This window comes from Leptospira andrefontaineae, from assembly GCF_004770105.1.
GTDB classification, from domain to species: domain Bacteria; phylum Spirochaetota; class Leptospiria; order Leptospirales; family Leptospiraceae; genus Leptospira_B; species Leptospira_B andrefontaineae.
Genome location: NZ_RQEY01000005.1, coordinates 274,811 through 291,501 on the forward strand (window position 1 = coordinate 274,811; position 16,691 = coordinate 291,501).

Annotated in this window: 16 protein-coding genes and 1 tRNA gene; 13 read left to right on the top strand and 4 right to left on the bottom strand. The window is 41.4% G+C overall.

What is annotated here, in order from left to right; all coding sequences use genetic code 11:
• Position 1 precedes the first annotated feature (1 nt).
• Positions 2-74: transfer RNA gene (locus EHO65_RS02965), tRNA-Met, on the bottom strand.
• Between the two features lie 199 nt (positions 75-273).
• On the opposite strand from EHO65_RS02965, the gene EHO65_RS02970 reads away from it, so the two are divergent.
• From EHO65_RS02970 to EHO65_RS03025, 12 genes are all read left to right on the top strand, one after another.
• Positions 274-1,338, top strand: coding sequence for a sensor domain-containing diguanylate cyclase (locus EHO65_RS02970; protein ID WP_135772708.1), 1,065 nt, complete (start codon positions 274-276; stop codon positions 1,336-1,338).
• Positions 1,339-1,404: 66 nt separating this feature from the next.
• The gene (locus tag EHO65_RS02975; protein ID WP_008592549.1) at positions 1,405-1,635 is read left to right on the top strand and encodes a hypothetical protein; all 231 of its coding nucleotides are present in this window, start codon (positions 1,405-1,407) and stop codon (positions 1,633-1,635) included.
• A gap of 108 nt (positions 1,636-1,743) precedes the next feature.
• Complete coding sequence (locus tag EHO65_RS02980) at positions 1,744-2,763, top strand: retropepsin-like aspartic protease (RefSeq protein ID WP_135772709.1); 1,020 nt, start codon at positions 1,744-1,746, stop codon at positions 2,761-2,763.
• Complete coding sequence (mnmA, locus tag EHO65_RS02985; RefSeq protein WP_135772710.1) at positions 2,756-3,910, top strand: tRNA 2-thiouridine(34) synthase MnmA; 1,155 nt, start codon at positions 2,756-2,758, stop codon at positions 3,908-3,910. The genes EHO65_RS02980 and mnmA overlap by 8 nt, the downstream gene beginning before the upstream one ends.
• Positions 3,907-6,171: an alpha-hydroxy-acid oxidizing protein gene (locus tag EHO65_RS02990; protein WP_135772711.1), complete on the top strand. Its 2,265-nt coding sequence runs from the start codon at positions 3,907-3,909 to the stop codon at positions 6,169-6,171. The genes mnmA and EHO65_RS02990 overlap by 4 nt, the downstream gene beginning before the upstream one ends.
• Positions 6,172-6,379: 208 nt before the next feature.
• Positions 6,380-7,591, top strand: coding sequence for a PilZ domain-containing protein (locus EHO65_RS02995; protein WP_135772712.1), 1,212 nt, complete (start codon positions 6,380-6,382; stop codon positions 7,589-7,591).
• 64 nt (positions 7,592-7,655) lie between these two features.
• Positions 7,656-8,555, top strand: a complete 900-nt coding sequence (locus EHO65_RS03000; RefSeq protein ID WP_135772979.1) for an RluA family pseudouridine synthase — start codon at positions 7,656-7,658, stop codon at positions 8,553-8,555.
• Positions 8,552-10,000 (top strand): Na+/H+ antiporter NhaC, encoded by a 1,449-nt coding sequence (gene nhaC, locus EHO65_RS03005; protein WP_135772713.1) that lies wholly within the window; start codon positions 8,552-8,554, stop codon positions 9,998-10,000. Before EHO65_RS03000 ends, nhaC begins: the two co-directional genes overlap by 4 nt.
• A 188-nt stretch (positions 10,001-10,188) precedes the next feature.
• Positions 10,189-12,195, top strand: coding sequence for a right-handed parallel beta-helix repeat-containing protein (locus EHO65_RS03010; RefSeq protein WP_135772714.1), 2,007 nt, complete (start codon positions 10,189-10,191; stop codon positions 12,193-12,195).
• A gap of 50 nt (positions 12,196-12,245) precedes the next feature.
• Positions 12,246-12,560 carry a PLDc N-terminal domain-containing protein gene (locus EHO65_RS03015; protein WP_100768743.1) on the top strand — a complete coding sequence of 105 codons (315 nt, stop codon included), beginning with the start codon at positions 12,246-12,248 and terminating at the stop codon, positions 12,558-12,560.
• Between the two features lie 16 nt (positions 12,561-12,576).
• Positions 12,577-13,611 carry a multicopper oxidase domain-containing protein gene (locus tag EHO65_RS03020; protein WP_135772715.1) on the top strand — a complete coding sequence of 345 codons (1,035 nt, stop codon included), beginning with the start codon at positions 12,577-12,579 and terminating at the stop codon, positions 13,609-13,611.
• Positions 13,612-13,688: 77 nt separating this feature from the next.
• Complete coding sequence (locus EHO65_RS03025) at positions 13,689-14,216, top strand: SCO family protein (RefSeq protein WP_244243419.1); 528 nt, start codon at positions 13,689-13,691, stop codon at positions 14,214-14,216.
• 64 nt (positions 14,217-14,280) lie between these two features.
• On the opposite strand, the gene EHO65_RS03030 is transcribed toward EHO65_RS03025, so the two are convergent.
• From EHO65_RS03030 to EHO65_RS03040, 3 genes are all read right to left on the bottom strand, one after another.
• Positions 14,281-14,622, bottom strand: a complete 342-nt coding sequence (locus EHO65_RS03030; protein WP_135626087.1) for a DMT family protein — start codon at positions 14,620-14,622, stop codon at positions 14,281-14,283.
• Between the two features lie 88 nt (positions 14,623-14,710).
• Positions 14,711-15,106, bottom strand: a complete 396-nt coding sequence (locus tag EHO65_RS03035; RefSeq protein ID WP_135772717.1) for an Hsp20/alpha crystallin family protein — start codon at positions 15,104-15,106, stop codon at positions 14,711-14,713.
• A gap of 11 nt (positions 15,107-15,117) precedes the next feature.
• The gene (locus EHO65_RS03040) at positions 15,118-15,525 is read right to left on the bottom strand and encodes an Hsp20/alpha crystallin family protein (protein ID WP_135772718.1); all 408 of its coding nucleotides are present in this window, start codon (positions 15,523-15,525) and stop codon (positions 15,118-15,120) included.
• A 265-nt stretch (positions 15,526-15,790) separates the two neighbouring features.
• Here EHO65_RS03040 and purU point away from each other — a divergent pair, with 265 nt between their 5' ends.
• On the top strand, positions 15,791-16,654 hold the full coding sequence (gene purU / locus EHO65_RS03045) for a formyltetrahydrofolate deformylase (protein ID WP_135772719.1): 864 nt from the start codon (positions 15,791-15,793) through the stop codon (positions 16,652-16,654).
• The last annotated feature ends 37 nt before the right edge of the window (positions 16,655-16,691 follow it).

Below are 16,691 nucleotides of genomic sequence, written 5' to 3' on the forward strand. Positions count from 1 at the left end.
CTAGCGCGGACAGGATTCGAACCTGTGACCTTTGGGTTATGAGCCCAACGAGCTACCGGCTGCTCCACCGCGCGGCGTCTAAAACCATGTTTCCTGAACCCAGGCTGAAAGTCAAATGAAAAAGTAAAAAGAGTTTGATTTCCCCGAGGAAAGCTTTTTGATGCTACTACCTCTCGCGGATCGACTTCACGGAAAATGTTTAGAGTCCGTAGGCGAAGAAACGGATTAGCGAAATAAATTATCTTTTCAATTTTGTATTGGGAGATTCCACAGTTGATCGGAAAAGACAATGATCCATTGATGATCGAATATTATGAGAAGAAGATCTATGATCAGAAACAACTTCTCGAGATCAGTAAGGCTCTTAATTCCACACTGGATTATAAGTATCTAATTGATGCTATTTTAAATATTTGTTTAGCTCAACTTCAAACTTTGAGCGCGGCTATCTTTTTAGCACCGGAAGCTGACTCTAATTATTTCGAATTGGAGCCGAGCTTTAAAGGATTCGATCTTGCAGAAGATGATGCAGGATTCAAGATCAAAACAGATGCACCTTTAGTTACTTTTTTAGAAACAAAACTTAAGGCTATGACTCCCGACCAGGTGGAAGAGTCGATGGGCCTAAGTCCTGAACTGGAATTTTTAAGAAGAATCGGCGGAGACCTAATCATTCCCTTGAATGCAAAAGGAAAAGTGAATGGACTCCTTCTGTTGGGTGAAAAGATCACCATGGGAGAATGGATGGAGGAGGATAGAGACTTCCTCACAACTCTTTCCACTCTTGCAGGAATTGCAGTAGAGAACTCTCGTTTATACGAACTTGCTACCGTTGATATGATGACCGGCTTGAAAGTACATCATTACTTCCAAACCAAACTCAAAGAAGAGATGGAACGTTGTCGTAAAAAAAGAACGAATCTTGCTCTTCTATTCACCGACGTGGACAATTTTAAAAAATTCAATGATACCCATGGCCACCAAGCTGGGGACCAGGTATTGATTGAAGTTGCTGCAAGGCTGATCCAATGTGCAGGTAAACATGATATCGCTGCCAGATATGGTGGAGAGGAATTTTGTTTAGTCATGCCTGGAGCAGATCTAAAGCGCGGTTTTGAAATGGGAGAACGTTTGAGAAAGGCGGTAGAAGCAGCTTCTATCCCGAATCCTAACGGGGGTCCTGATTTCCAAGTGACTCTTTCTATAGGAGTTTCCGAGTTTTGGACAAGTGACCGGAACAATAAAGATCTGATAGAAAGGGCGGATAAGGCGCTTTACGAGGCAAAACACTCGGGTAAAAACAAGACCATTTCCTTCCAAATTCCGGTCCAGAACTAACTTTTTTCCTAGTTTCTTAGGGATTTCGGGCTTATCGAATTCTAAAATTCGACCGAAACCTCTACCATGGAAAAACAACTTGAGCTGGACCATTATTATATTAGCCAGATCGAAGAGGCGGAGCTCGGAAAACGTATCCGTAACCGTGCTTTAGGAAGAGAAGAGTTCGATTTTTCTCCTTATTCCTGCTTTATCGAGTATAAAGCAAAGGATGCTCAGACAGGAATTGAGTATAGAGACTGTGTGATCGATTACACTCGCTGTCCAAATTCCCGTTGTATCAAAAAACTACTCTAATTCTCAAGCGAACTCGGATGAGTTCGCTTTTCCAAATTCCTTCCTAATAAAAAAGAATCGATTTTTTCCTTAAATTTGAAATCCTAATTGGGTTTTCGAACACCGGCAATGTTTTTTCTTCCGAATCGTACATTCAAAAAAAGAACTATTATTTCCAGGATTCTGCTTGGTGCCTTCTTCCTTTATGTAGCCGGATGTACTAGTTTCGATTATCGCAATTTATTCTCCGGCTATATTCGTTATGAAAAAGATGCAGGAGGAATTTGGATCCGGCTTCCTCTAAAAGAAGTGGATCATCTTCCTGTGATTTATCTTTCCTTGGACAAGGATAGGGAACCTCTCAGATTTTTGATAGATACAGGTGCGTTTGTTTCATTTCTTTCCGAGGATCATGTTCCGGAAAATTCTCCTAAAAGAATTTTGAGTGCTAGCTTTCCTGGAGGTTCTGTCCAGTCAGTCAGAAGAACGATTAAAAACGATTTGTTCATCGGAGGGATACGTCCTTTCGAATCTGTGGAATTTTATTCTCATGTATTCCCTAAAGAATTAAGAGTGGATGGGATCTTAGGGATGAATGCATTCCTAGGTTCAGTCGTAGTTCTTGATTTGCCTGATAGAATTTCTCTTTGGAGATCTTCTACTTCCAGTCCTGCTCCCGGTTTTTTGGAAGAAAATTTATTTCCTATGTTTTTAAAATCTGGCCAACCTTCAGCGGTACTTCTTCGTCCACCTGGAACCAGAAAAGAATCTTGGATCTTGGACACTGGAGCCGAATATAGCGTTCTAGACTGGGATACAATCAAGGCGGATCATTCCACCGAATATGTAGAGGGAAAGGAAGCCACAGTATTCAATTTTGGTGGAGGCCGACTTAAAGCAAAGATCAGAACTCTTCGGCCTTTTTGTCCTGTTTTTGTAAAAAACGATTCTGAAGGGATAGGCTTCTGCACTCCTGAATTGGAGGTTTTTCCTGGAGGAATTCCCCCCGACGCTTTGCATTCGGACCACCGTAGAGGGATCGTCGGGATCTTGGGCCGGAATTGGATGGAAAACTATCGAATTCTTTTGGACACAAAAAGGAGTCTTATTGGTATAGTAGGAAAGGAATCGGTCCCGGGAAATGAGTAAAGGTAAGATCATAGTAGCTATGAGTGGAGGGGTGGACAGTGCTGTCACTGCAGGCCTACTCATGGAAGAAGGTTACGAAGTGATCGGGGTCAACCTGCGTACCTGGGAGTATGAGGCTCCTGCTTGCGATACCACTAAAAAATCCTGTTGTTCTCCTGAAGATATAAGGGACGCGAGAGATGTCGGTCTCTCTTTAAACATTCCTTTTTATGTGATCAAGATGGAGAAACTTTTCCAAGAGAAGGTCATAGACAGATTTGTAAATGATTACAAGGAAGGAAAGACCCCGAATCCTTGCGTGGAATGTAATACTTTCGTGAAATTCGGTGCCTTATTCGAAAAGGCGCAAGCATTAGGAATTGATAAAATAGCTACCGGACATTATGCAAACATCGTAGAGATAGATGGAAGATATGCCGTGTCCAACGCTCAGGATATGAATAAGAACCAGGCATATTATTTGTATGGATTATCCCAAGAGAATCTGAAAAATACCGTTTTTCCATTGGGTGGAATGACTAAACCTGAGGTTCGAGAGATCGCAAGAAGAATGGGACTTCCAGTTGCCGAAAAAGCGGAGTCTCAAGAGATCTGTTTTATTCCTGAAAACGATTATAGAAAGTTTTTGGCTAAGAAGAATATTAACTTCACTCCTGGATTTTTCAAATTACAAGATGGACAAGTGATTGGAGAACATTCCGGAAAAGAAAACTTCACCATAGGACAAAGAAAAGGTCTTGGTATTGCTTGGAAGGCTCCTTTATATGTGATCTCTATCCAAGACGATGGAACGGTTGTTTTGGCAGAAGAGAGACAAACCTTCGTGGAATCTTTTATTGTGGAAGATCTGAATCTACAAGCCTGGGCCCCCGTTCTGGAAACAGAAAGTTCGGAATGTAGAGTCCAAGTAAGATACCGTTCTCGTCCTATCAGAGCAAAAGTAGTACGTAACGAAAACTTTATAGAAGTATTCCCATTAGAAGAAGTGAAAGGTGTGGCTCCAGGTCAATCCGCTGTCTTCTATCCGAATGATTCCGATTATTTACTCGCAGGTGGGATCATCCGAAAAGGAAGTGTGACCACTTATGAAAAATCGGAACTTAGTATCTCGGAAAATTCGGAACTAGGAGTAAGCGTTCTTCCGTGAGTAAAAAAATCGCAGGTAAGACGATCCTAATTATAGGCGGAGGACTTCTTCAAGTCCCAATCATCCAAACGGCAAAAACAATGCTTCTCAGGACTGTGGTGGCGGATATGAATCCGGATGCACCTGGTCTGAAAATTTGTGATCTTCCTCTTATCATGTCTACAAAGGACATAGAAGGTATGGTGAGAGAGGCCAAAAAATTATCTGCAACTACTAAGATAGATGGGGTAATCACTGCAGGAACAGATGCGAGTATGACTGTTGCAGCGGTTGCTAACGCGTTAGATCTTCCCGGGATCCGATTCGTAGACGCGGAAGCTGCTTCCAATAAAGTAAAGATGAGAGAACGCCTGAAAAAAGCGGGTGTCCCGATTCCAGGATTTGCTCCTGTTTGGAGTATCCAAGATACTCGTGACGCGTTGGAATTCCTACAATTCCCATTGGTAATGAAACCTGCGGACAATATGGGAGCCCGTGGAGTTGTAAAAGTAAATAATAGAGAAGAGTTACAGGCCGCATTCAAACATGCCAAAAAATATTCACCGACTGGTGAGATGATCTTAGAAGAATATATGCCAGGTCCTGAAGTTTCCGTAGATGCGCTCGCATGGGACGGAAAATATATGATCACAGGTCTTGCGGACCGTATCATAGAGAGAGAACCTTATTTTATAGAGATGGGCCATAATATGCCTTCCGCTCTTTCTCCTGAGATACAAAAAGAAATAGAAGATGTGATGTTCCGAGGAATGCAAGCTCTCGGGATCAGAAGAGGTGCAGGTAAAGGTGATATTAAAGTAACTCCTACCGGTGTAAAAGTAGGAGAGATCGCTGCAAGACTTTCCGGAGGATTCATGTCCGCTTTTACTTTTCCTTTATCAAGCGGAATTAATCTGAATAGAGCTGCCATCTTAATCGCACTTGGAGAAGAGCCGGATAATTTAGAGCCATTATTTCATAGAGTTTCTATTGAAAGAGCATTACTTGCACCTAAGGGAAAACTTCTTTCGATCGATGGATTGGAAGAGGCCAAGAAGATAGAAGGTGTAACCGATATCTATCTATTGCACAAAGTGGGAGATATTATCCCGGAGCCCACAAACAATATCGAAAAAACCGGGCATGTGATTATCTCTGCGGAAAATTTAAACCAGGCAGAGAACGTATTCTCTAAAGTATTAGAAACGATTAAATTTACTTGTGATGAATTATATTCTATTTCTGAAAAAGAAATTGCTGCGAATGCAAGAATCCGGTTCGGAAAAGAGATCTGTTGGGTCTGTAAGGTTTGCGACGGAACAGATTGTGCCTCAGGGGTTCCCGGAATGGGCGGTGTTGGAAGAATGCTCAGCTTCCAGGACAATACAAAAGCATTAGAAGAATATTCTATTCTACCAAGATATATCCGAGAGAATGTTCAGGCGAGTACCGAAAGCCAATTTTTAGGACAGAAATTATCCACTTCTTTCATGTGTGCTCCTATGACAGGTGCAATCACGAATATGAGTGGGGCCATGGATGAATATACTTTGGCCGCGGTTTTATTGGAAGGATGTTTGGCCTCCGGCAGCTTAGCATGGTTAGGCGATGGTGCAAGTCCTGAAAAATATCTGATCATTCTGGAAGCCCTCAAAAAAGTAGAAGGTAAGGGTATCTTAATCTGCAAACCTAGAGAAGACGAAGGGCTGATCAAGGAAAGATTCCAAGAAGCAGAGGCACAAGGTGTTCTCGCTTTAGGTATGGATATAGACGCGGTGAATTTCAAAACTCTGGTCCAGAAAAAAATCCCTTCGGTCACAAGAGGAGTGGACGCTCTTTCTAAAATACGTTCTTATACAAAACTTCCTTTTATCTTAAAAGGTGTGATGAGTCCAGAAGATGCGATCCTTGCGAAAGAAGCGGGAGCGGACGCGATCGTTGTTTCCAATCATGGAGGCAGAGTGTTGGACGATATGCCTGGAACTGCGAGAGTTCTTCCTATGATCCGTGAAGCATTGGGCCCTGATTTTCCTATCTCTGTGGACGGAGGAGTGAGAAGTGGAGCAGACGTTTTCAAAATGCATGCATTAGGTGCGAACAATGTTCTAGTCGGAAGACCTATGGCGATTTCCGCAGTTGGTGGAGGTGTTGCAGGAGTCCGATTTTTAGTGGGTCAGTACACTGAAGGTTTGGCACAGGCAATGAATACTGTAGGAGTTTCCAGAATTTCCGAGATTAGGAAAGAATTTATTTTCAGAAAAAAAGAGGAAACTTCCTCTTAAAATCAACCTTAGGTTTTTCTTTTTGCCAGACTTTTGATACAATTCCACAAAAGGATCTCCGAACATCCCCTTAACGTATTAGTAGAATATAATGCAAAAAGAATGATCCGGAAAATTCCTTAGAACCAGTAATTTCCTTTCCCTAAACGAGGGAGTCGTTAAACTCGGATTCCTTGTTAAAGGGTAAGTGATCCTTTAGGAGGAAAGTTTGGATCGGACAGTCAAAGAAACAGAGGCTCTGACTAAAATCCTCCAAACATTGTTTGCGAGATTACCCGTTTCCGTGGAAATTAAGGGTAGATCCTATCCCGCAAAAATCGTAGGGATCAAAGACGGTCTCTATCTTCTCACTTCTCTACCCGGAAAATCGGACGGGGAGAAGACACGGGTTTTATTTCTCACTCATAATAATCATTTTTTTCATGGTGTTTTTACTGTTGTTCAAAGAAACGCAGGTAATGGTTTAGAATTACTTAGGATCCAGGCTGTAAAAGTCAGCGAGGCAAAACGTGCCCAAGGAAGGGTGGATCTGGAAGGTGGCGGCGGAGAGCCTATTTTTCTTACTAATATTATCAATCAACTACACCTAAGACGTTCATTAGGTTTTATTGATAAAATAGTGGAGACCATCCTGCAAAAACATTCCAAAAAGATGAAGGAAACATATCCCGATTCTTTGATCTATTTTTCGGATAGAATGGATAATAGACTTAGGATCATGTACAACTTCGAACAATCTATCTTCGTTACCAATCGTTTGGAAAGAAGTTCAGGTGGAGCGGGGCAAAATTTTGTTCCGATCGAAGAATATATAAAACTTTTGGCATTGAATAAACTAGAATCCAGATTTATTTCCGAAATTTCAGTTTTGATTCGTTATAAAAATTATACTCCTCTTGGTTATGTGCAGGTTCTATCTGACAGACCATTAGATACGGAAGATTATAATAAGATTACATTATTTGCCGCTGCAATCTCTAGAGATGTGATCGCCTCCGGATTCTTCCAAGAATCAAAAGAAAGATGTATGGCAGAAGATATAAGTAGAAGTGGACTCGGATTCTTCCATCCACAATCCATTTTCTTTTCGAGAAGTTTTGCCGTGGGGGAAATTTTACTCTGTGATATACAATTGAATCAGGAATTGAAAGGAACCTTTAGGGCAGTTATCCGAAACATCACAAACACGGATAAAATGTTTCGGATCGGTTTACAATTCTTCAACTTAAATTCCAAAGAAGAAGAGATACTGAACCAATTCGTAGATTCTAGATTAGGACCGGGAGAAGGTTCCCAAGCACCGGAATCTGCTGCCCAAGATCCGTCTCCTCCTTCCGAAGAGGAATCAGCTCCTGAAATGGAAACAATTTCGGAAGAGGTGCCTGATATGGGTTTTGAAGGAGAAGAAGAGTCTGTCTAATTCTCCAACACAAGAAGGTCTCAGAACAAAGATCGGAAAAGAAGAGGCCGGAGTTAGACTGGATGTGTTTCTTGCTTCCAGGTTTACTTATCAATCCAGATCCAATTGGAGAAAAATATTAGAGGAAGGTAAAATACTCGTACAAGGAAAAGTTGCGAAACCTTCTTACTCCATCAAAGAAGGAGATGAGATACTTTATCTTCCTGGAGAAAGTTTTGAGCCTTCTGTTCAAACTGATTTCAGGATTTTATTCGAAGATTCCAGATATATCGCAGTAGATAAGCCTGGAGATATCCCGATTCATAGCGCAGGAAGATATAGAAAAAATAATCTCACAGATCTGATCCAAGAAGATCCTCGTTTCGAAAAAATTTACACAATCCATAGATTGGATAGAGAGACTTCCGGGGTTGTGGTTTTTGGAAAAGATTCGGAAGCCGCTTCCAAATTGGCGGATCTATTCTCCAAAAGAAAAATAAACAAAACCTATATTTCCTACGTTTGGGGAAATTTCCCGGTATCCGTTAGCGCAAAAGGGTATTTGATATCGGATCCTTCTTCTTCGATCCGTAAAAAAAGAAAATTTGTCTCCGAGGATTCGTTTCGAAAATTAGAAACTCAAGAAGAAAATCCGGAAACCTGCGAAACTAATTTTAGAAAAATTGGAGAAGGTACGTTTCAGGGAATGACTTTTTCTAAAGTGTATTGTTTCCCAAAAACCGGGAGACTTCATCAAATACGGGCCACGTTGTATTCATTAGGATTTCCTTTACTCGGAGATAAAATTTATGGAAAGGATGAGGATACATTTCTGGAATTTATAGAAGGAAAAGATCCGGATCTGATCACAAAACTTGGGATGAATAGACAGGCCCTACATTCCAGTTCCTTAAAGTTCATTCATCCATTTACCGGTATAAAAACCAAGATCAGATCTAATTTACCTCAGGACTTTCCAGAATGAACGAAAAACCGGGATTCTGGATCTCCTTATTTCCTCTTGGATTTTTGATACTCTCTTTGAGTACTGCGGGATATTTATTCGGAAGTGGTATCGCCGAAGGTCCTGCTCAAATTTTATTATTTAGCGCAGGTGCGATCTCTGCAGGAATTTCCAGACTCAGAGGAATTTCTTGGGAAAAGATAGAAGATACAGTTTTAGATTCTCTCCGAAATGTTTTGCAACCCATACTCATTTTACTTTTGATAGGAGCATTGATTGGAATTTGGATCCGTTCCGGAATAGTTCCTGCATTAATAGTCTGGGGATTGGAATTATTAAAACCTGAGATATTTTTACCATCTGCTTTGATCTTATCCTCCGTTGTTTCTTTGGCTACCGGAAGTTCTTGGTCCACTGCAGGAACTATCGGTGTCGCATTGATCGGAGTGGGAGCGGGACTTGGAAAACCTTTGGGAATGGTAGCAGGAGCAGTTGTTTCGGGGGCCTACTTTGGAGATAAACTTTCTCCCTTTTCGGAAACTACAAATCTTGCATCTTCCATCACTGGGGTTTCACTTCTATCACATATACGTAATATGGCCAGGACCACTTTGCCTGCTTTCGGGTTTTGTCTTTTGGCATTCGGATTTTTAGGCTGGGGCGGAAGCCATGGAGAAACAGAAACTACAACCGGACCCGTGATCTCTGCATTAAAATCAGAATTCCAAATTTCTTGGGTTCTGCTACTTCCGCCACTTCTAACATTCTTCCTTATCTATTTTAGGGTTTCCGCTATTCCTTCTATTTTCATTGGGATCTTGAGCGGCGGAGTTTGTTTTGTTCTTACCCAGTCCAATATATATGCAAATTCTTTAAACTTCCAGGATGCTGCTTCTTCTGCCTTTAAAAATTTGGTCTCGGCCGCCTCCGAAGGAACAAAGGTCAAGACTGGACATACGGTTGTAGATGGATTATTGTCCAGAGGTGGAATGTCTTCCATGCTTTCTACAGTTTGGCTGATCATCTCGGCTATGTTTTATGCCGGGATTATGGAAGGAGGTGGAATGACCCAAGTTTTGGCGGAGAAGGTCTTAAATTGGGCCAAGGCGAGGGGTTCCTTGTTTGCGGCTACAGTATTCACCTGTGTCGGAACCAATCTATTTTGCGCGGACCAATATCTTGCGATCGTAGTACCTGGTAAAATGTTCAAAGAAGCTTACTCCAGAAAAGGATTAGATCCTAGAAATCTTTCCCGCTGTTTAGAAGACTCTGGAACAATGACTTCTGCTTTAGTCCCTTGGAATTCCTGCGGTTCCTTTATGGCTACGGCATTAGGAGTTCCTACACTTGTGTATCTTCCTTATGCATTCTTAAATTTACTTTCTCCTTTGTTTTCTTTGGTCACAGGATGGACCGGTTGGGGACTGGCAGGAAAAGATCCTGAATCTAAAAAAGATCTATCCTGAAATCTTTTTAGCTTTTAAGAAGAAGAAGCTTTCTATAACATTTGCTCGATTATAAATCTTAGAAAAATGCTTGTGTCGTCACAGCGATATGCGAAAATACTAAAAAAGTGAGCAAAAGCTCACATTTTGAAAAAGGCATGTCTCGGGTGAAATTCCGAGATACTTCGAATATGAGGAGAGGAGTTGCGATGCCTAAATTCCATTTTAAAGAAAGGTACATTCCCGTTATAGGACTTTTGGTCCTGGGAATTTTGATGGGAGCCTTCGCTTCTTCTTGCAGCGGCAAAGAGGGAGAGACAACGGAAGGTTTTGCCCATGTGGTAATGGTGGATAATGCATTTTCTCCCCCTATGCAAAAGATCCCAGTCGGTGGTCAGATCGAATTTATAAATTCAGGGGCTAACCCTCATAATGCGATCGCAGTGGATAAGTCTTGGTCTACCGAAAAAAGTTTCGGTAATATCGTGATGCCAAGAGGCGCCAAGGTAAAGATCAGTTATCCGAAAGAGGGAGTGTTTCCTTATTACTGTAGTTTCCACGCTTCTCCTGATGGAAAAAGTGGAATGGTTGCGGATATAGTAGTAGGAAATGCCGCTTACAATCCTGCAGCAAGAGCAGGTAAGGATTGGAAGGTCGCTGAAAAATTTTCAGGAACCACTCGTAAGGTTCCTCAAATGTATCCTACTATCCAAAACGCAGTGGATGCTGCTTCTCCAGGAGATCTTATCCTGATCGACGAAGGTGTATATTACGAAGAAGTTGTGGTTACTACACCTTCCCTTATCTTAAGAGGAACAGATAGAAACAAAGTAATCTTAGACGGTCAATTCCAAAGAGCGAACGGCGTGATCGTGGTAGGAGCAAACGGTGTTGCAGTAGAGAATATGACTGCAAGGAACGCAACTTTAAACGGATTCTTTTGGACCGGTGTAAAAGGATATAGAGGTTCTTATCTCACAGCTTATAATAATGGTGACTACGGCATTTATGCTTTCGATTCAGTGAACGGAGTATTAGAACATTCTTATGCTTCCGGATCTCCTGATGCTGGTATTTATGTAGGCCAATGTTATCCTTGTAAAGCCATCCTTTACGATGTTATCTCTGAGAATAGCGCTCTCGGTTATTCCGGAACGAATGCTGGAGGAGAATTATATATTATTAGTTCCATCTGGAGAAATAATATCGTAGGTTTGGGACCTAATTCCTTAGATAGGGAACTTCTTCCTCCGGAAAGAGAGACTTATATTATCGGGAATTTAATCTATGATAATAATAACCTGACCGCTCCAATCAAACCTCTGGAATATCCTACTTACGGAACAGGGATCTTGATCGCAGGCGGTTTACATAATGTGATCAAAAATAACGTTGTGATCGGACATGATAATCACGGGATTGCGATCTTCCCGAATCTAGATGAGAATTTCTGGTTCTCTCATAGAAATATTGTGGAAGGAAACATTGTACATTCTTCCGGTTTTGGAGACTTGACTCTTGCGGGGCCGATTAGTATTGGAAACTGTTTCTCTAATAATAAATTCCAAACATCCGTTCCTCCGTTATTAGAAAAAACGAATTCTTGCGGTTCAGGGATCAGATTCCCAATGGGCGGAGAAATTTTCACTGCATATAATGCACTTTCTTTAATGGTGGATGCGACTCACGGAATTTATCCGAGCGGAGATTGGAAGAACCAACCGGTTCCTGCTCCTCAAGCAAATATTCCTGGTGGAGTTTCTGCTCCAATCAAACCTGCTATTCATCCTTTCGAAGATTTCGGTTTGGATTTGGATAAGGTAAAACTTCCGGAAGAAGCGGCTAAGATCCTCGCAGAAAGAAAACCTAAGTTCGGAGACGTCCTTGGCGGATTCTCAGTGCCTAAACCTTTGGATTTCCAAATTGTGATCTTCCGTTGGTTCGGATATTTGCTTCCACTTCTTCTTTACGTATGTTTGGTCAGCTTAAGTGTTTATGATCTGGTTTCTAAATCGGAAATTAGCCCTGGCAAATACGTATGGTTAGCGTTCGTTTCCTTAGTGCCTTATATCGGAGGAGGAGCTTATCTTCTCTCTGGAAAATCTTCTTATCCTAAATACTTGAGATTCACTCTTGTGTTTGCCGGATTTGGAGCTTCTCTTGCCTTCATTCTCTACCTTGGGTTTACCATTGTGGGGAACGTGGGAGCGGGTTGATCTCAGGAAACTAATACATTAAAATTTTAGAATATAATAAGGAGTTATTTATGGAAACTGCTCAATTTTACGATCCAGGATTTTTTACCTTACTTTTCAACTTTTACGGATACTACATTTTCTACATTTTATTCGCTCTTTGGGCTCCTTTAGCCCTGATCGATTTGTCTAAAAGAGACGATGTGGATCCTAAAAAAGGAAGTTTATGGACTGCGGCGATTATTCTTGTCCCTCTCTTCGGGGCAGGAGCCTATCATATAGTGGGCGGTTCTAAGATCCCATCTTGGGCAAAGAATAGTCTTGTGTATGGCGGGATCGGACTTCTGGTTTTAACACTTCTGATCTCCACGATCGCAAGATTCTAATAAACGGAAAGGTAATATGAATCGGAAGGATTTCCTTCGTTGGTTAGGGATAGGCGGTGCCGGACTCGCAGCGGGTACCGGGATCGCCGGAATTACCTCGGGTAAAAAAGAAGATCCACTTTGTAGGACAGGATCTTCTGTTCCTGGCCAGGTTTCTTCTGCTCCGAATCCTTCTATTCGACTGCCTGGATCTATAGGTGGGAATTCCTACGGAAGTATGATCCATCCTCCGATGTTCGCGGATGCCGCGTTCTTGTCTAGGATGGAATTAAATACGACCATTCCGCAGGCACCTTCCGGTTCTAAATTTCGTTCCGAAGTCAATATTATAGAAATGCCATTGACTGTGGCTCATAACACAGTTGTGGATGCTTGGACATTTGACGGTGTTGTTCCTGGAAAAGTGATCCGTGCGAGACTTGGCCAGGAGATGGAACTTCTTTTTAGGAATCATTCCAATCATCCTCACTCAGTACATTTTCATGGTACTCATGATCCTCAGCAGGACGGTTGGGAACCAATCGCTCCGGGTGCTGAAAGAATCTATAAGATCACTGCGGGTCCGATCGGTTTTCATCCTTATCATTGCCATGTACCTCCTTTAGCGAGTCACATGTCTAAGGGTTTGTACGGTGGATTTATAGTAGATCCTCCAGGTGGAAGACCTCCTGCACTAGAGTTTATGTTGATACTTGCGGGTTGGGATCTGAATGAAACCGGTCGCAATGATATCTATGCTTGGAATGGTATCGCAGGATATTATGATCGTTTCCCGATCAAAGTCCCTGTTGGTAAAAAAGTAAGATTGTATATAGCAAATATGACTGAACATGATCCTGTTGCTTCATTCCATCTTCATTCCCAAACATTCGATGTGTATAGGACCGGGACCAAACTTGTACCTGACGAACATACGGATGTGATCACTCTTGGACAAACGGAAAGAGCAATCGTAGAATTTACACTTACTAAAAGAGGAAGATATATGTTCCATCCTCACCAGACCCATATGGCGGATCGAGGAGCAATGGGCTGGATCGTAGCAGTATGAATTTTCTAAAATCGAATTATAAAAATATCATCTTTTCCCTGCTGATCCTAGGGGTCGGCTTCGGCGTCGGATATTATATGAAGAAGAAACCTTCTTCTCGATTCGCATCCGAGGCTCCTGTTGCGGAATGGAAAACTTCTATCCTAAAAGATACTGAAGGGAAATCCGTTCGCCCTGCGGAATTACCTGGGAATTTGTTCGTAGTGTATTTCGGATTTTCTCATTGTCCTGATATGTGTCCGATGGCATTAAACGATATAGAAAATGCATTTATATCCTTAAAAGATGATTCTAAAGATATCACTCCTATATTTATCACAATCGATCCTGAAAGAGATACTCCTGAAGTATTGAGAAAGTATATCTCCCATTTTCCTGGAAAAGAACTCATTGCTTTAACTGGCGGAAAGGATCAGATCGGTGAATTGCAGAAAGGATTTGGAGTATTTTCTCAAAAGACCCAGGTCCCCCAAGGAAATGGAGAATATGGGATGGACCATACTCTTTTTATCTATTTAGTGGATAGAACTGGAAATATACTAAGAGCTTATCCCACAGGAATCAAAGGAGAAGAACTGGCGAAGGAGATCAGGGAGTTATTATAAATTCTATTCTGGTTTATTGATAAGCTAGTAAAATAAAAGACTCTGTTGTTTCTGTTCGAAATTTTCATTCTTTATCATAAAAAGCGAATACGACGGCAAGGATCACGAGGAAGAAACTAACTGCGTGATTCCATTTCATTTTTTCTTTTAAAACCAAAATTGCAAATCCCACAAAAATAGTGATCGTAATCACTTCTTGTAAGATCTTAAGTTGGAATCCGCTTAATCCGTCTTCTGCATATCCGATCCGATTCGCTGGAACCATAAGACAATATTCTAAAAACGCAATCCCCCAAGATATCAGGATCGTTTTCCAAATGGGGAAGTCCTTGAAAAACTTCAGATGACCGTACCAGGCAAAGGTCATGAATAAATTGGAAAGAGTGAGTAATAGAAAAGTCCTCATAAATCCAGGAAAACCGAATGGAAGAATGGAGGCAAAAAAAAACCGGGCGGAAAACCCGGTTATCAAGTAAGGATTTGCTGAAAAACAATTAGTTAGTCTTGACCTCTATCTTTTTGCTCGAAGGTTTTTTCCTAGGAAGTTTGAGTTGTAGGACCCCGTTTTTGAGAACTGCGGAAATTTTATCTTCTTCCACAGGTTCGGATATAAGGAAGGTCCTTTTATAATCTCCGGTTCCGTATTCCGAATATCTTAAACTTCCTTTTGGTTCAGAGATATTAGTTTTTGCAAAGATCTTAAGCTCGTCCTTCTCCAAAGAAATTTCAAGATCGGATTCTTTTACGCCAGGAAGATCCAGAACGAGAAGATGTTCTTCTTCATTAGAGTAAAGATCCGTAGAAGGAGTGTAGGTTGGTCTTGGCCTCTGAGCCTTCTCTTGTTCGGCTGCTACTTTATCTTCTGTTTTTAGTAATTCTGATACGCTCATTTTTTTTCTCCTTATGCTTTTGCTTCGATGCGGATCTTTCTAGGTTTTTCGCTCTCAAGGATCGGAAGGACTAAAGTTAAAACTCCCTCTTTCACGGTTGCTTCTACCTTTTCTGAATCTACTGCAACTGGCAGTTCTAATCTACGTTGGAATTTGCCTCTGGCTCTTTCTATCCTACGAGGTTTATCTTGTGTGTATTCCTTCCATTCACCTGAGATGGTGAGAAGGTTATGAGCCACGGTGATGTCCAAGTCTTCTGGGGAAAGGCCCGGAACCTCCGCGGTAACAGTGATCTTGTCTTGGTCTGTGTATACATTCAGAGCAGGATATACCTGTCCGCCTTCCGAGACTGGATCGAATAAATTATGGAATCTATTTTGAATTCTTCTGACTTCGCTAAAAAAATTTGGGGTTCTCATTATTGCCTCCTGGGCGTATTTAGCACTTTAAATCTTAGAGTGCTAAATGGTAAAAAAGGTTCCATTTGTTTTTTGAAAAATTAGCACTTTTTTTTATAGAGTGCTAATGGGTAGAAGGCCCCATATTTTCCCTTAATTCGGCTCATTCCGGCCGAAAACTGGCTTCTGGAAGGAAAAAAGAAGATATTCCTTTTCCGGTTCGGAAGGAAGATTAGCCGAAATTTTAGACTTCTTGAAGATTCTTCGGACCACAAAAGGAGAAATTTTGAACTCAGGACCCAATCTGAAAAAGAACAGAATACTTCTAATCCGTTGCAAAGACGAAGCAGGGCTGATCCATAGGATCACAGGATTTTTGGCAAAAATAGGCGCCAATATTGTCGGTAACCAGGAGTTCGTTGAACCATTAGAGAAGGTATTCTTTATGAGAACTGAATATTCTCTCGAGGACGGTAATAAAGAAGAAGGCCTAATCTCCGAACTCGCAAAGATCTTACCAAAAGATGCAGAGCTTACTCTATCTAATCCAAGATTCCCAAAGGTGGTTTTACTCGCCACAAAAGAGCCTCATTGTTTGGGAGATATCCTTCTTCGTTGGAGATATGGAGAATTACCCATGGAACTTTTGGGTGTAGTTTCCAATCACAGGATTTTAGAGGACTTGGTCCGAGATTTTAAACTTCCTTTTCATTGTATTTCCAGTGAAGGAATGAGCAGAGAAGACCATGAAAACCAATTGGATTCATATTTGAAGGAACTCCAACCCGATTGGATCGTACTCGCAAAGTATATGAGGATACTCACTCCCGAATTCGTAAAAAAATGGGAGCATCGTATATTAAATATCCATCATTCATTTTTACCTGCGTTCGTGGGTGCAAAACCTTATGAGCAGGCGTATAAACGTGGAGTCAAGATCATAGGTGGAACAGCTCATATTGTGACTGAAAATCTGGACGAGGGGCCTATCCTGGTCCAGGATGTTTGTCATGTGGATCATGGTTATTCTCCTGAACGTTTGGTTTTATATGGAAGGGATTTGGAGAAGGTAGTTTTGTCCAAGGCTCTCCGCCTACTTTTGGAAGATAGGGTGATGATCTTCCAGAACAGGACGATTATTTTCGAGTAAATTCATTGCGATTTGAATATTAGGTTTTTAGAACATA

Coding starts and splice junctions, on each gene's coding strand:
- EHO65_RS02975 (WP_008592549.1), top strand. CDS start 1,405: ATGGAAAAACAACTTGAGCTGGACCATTATTATATTAGCCAGATCGAA.
- EHO65_RS02980 (WP_135772709.1), top strand. CDS start 1,744: ATGTTTTTTCTTCCGAATCGTACATTCAAAAAAAGAACTATTATTTCC.
- mnmA (WP_135772710.1), top strand. CDS start 2,756: ATGAGTAAAGGTAAGATCATAGTAGCTATGAGTGGAGGGGTGGACAGT.
- nhaC (WP_135772713.1), top strand. CDS start 8,552: ATGAACGAAAAACCGGGATTCTGGATCTCCTTATTTCCTCTTGGATTT.
- EHO65_RS03010 (WP_135772714.1), top strand. CDS start 10,189: ATGCCTAAATTCCATTTTAAAGAAAGGTACATTCCCGTTATAGGACTT.
- EHO65_RS03015 (WP_100768743.1), top strand. CDS start 12,246: ATGGAAACTGCTCAATTTTACGATCCAGGATTTTTTACCTTACTTTTC.
- EHO65_RS03020 (WP_135772715.1), top strand. CDS start 12,577: ATGAATCGGAAGGATTTCCTTCGTTGGTTAGGGATAGGCGGTGCCGGA.
- EHO65_RS03025 (WP_244243419.1), top strand. CDS start 13,689: ATGAAGAAGAAACCTTCTTCTCGATTCGCATCCGAGGCTCCTGTTGCG.
- EHO65_RS03030 (WP_135626087.1), bottom strand. CDS start 14,622: ATGAGGACTTTTCTATTACTCACTCTTTCCAATTTATTCATGACCTTT.
- EHO65_RS03035 (WP_135772717.1), bottom strand. CDS start 15,106: ATGAGCGTATCAGAATTACTAAAAACAGAAGATAAAGTAGCAGCCGAA.
- EHO65_RS03040 (WP_135772718.1), bottom strand. CDS start 15,525: ATGAGAACCCCAAATTTTTTTAGCGAAGTCAGAAGAATTCAAAATAGA.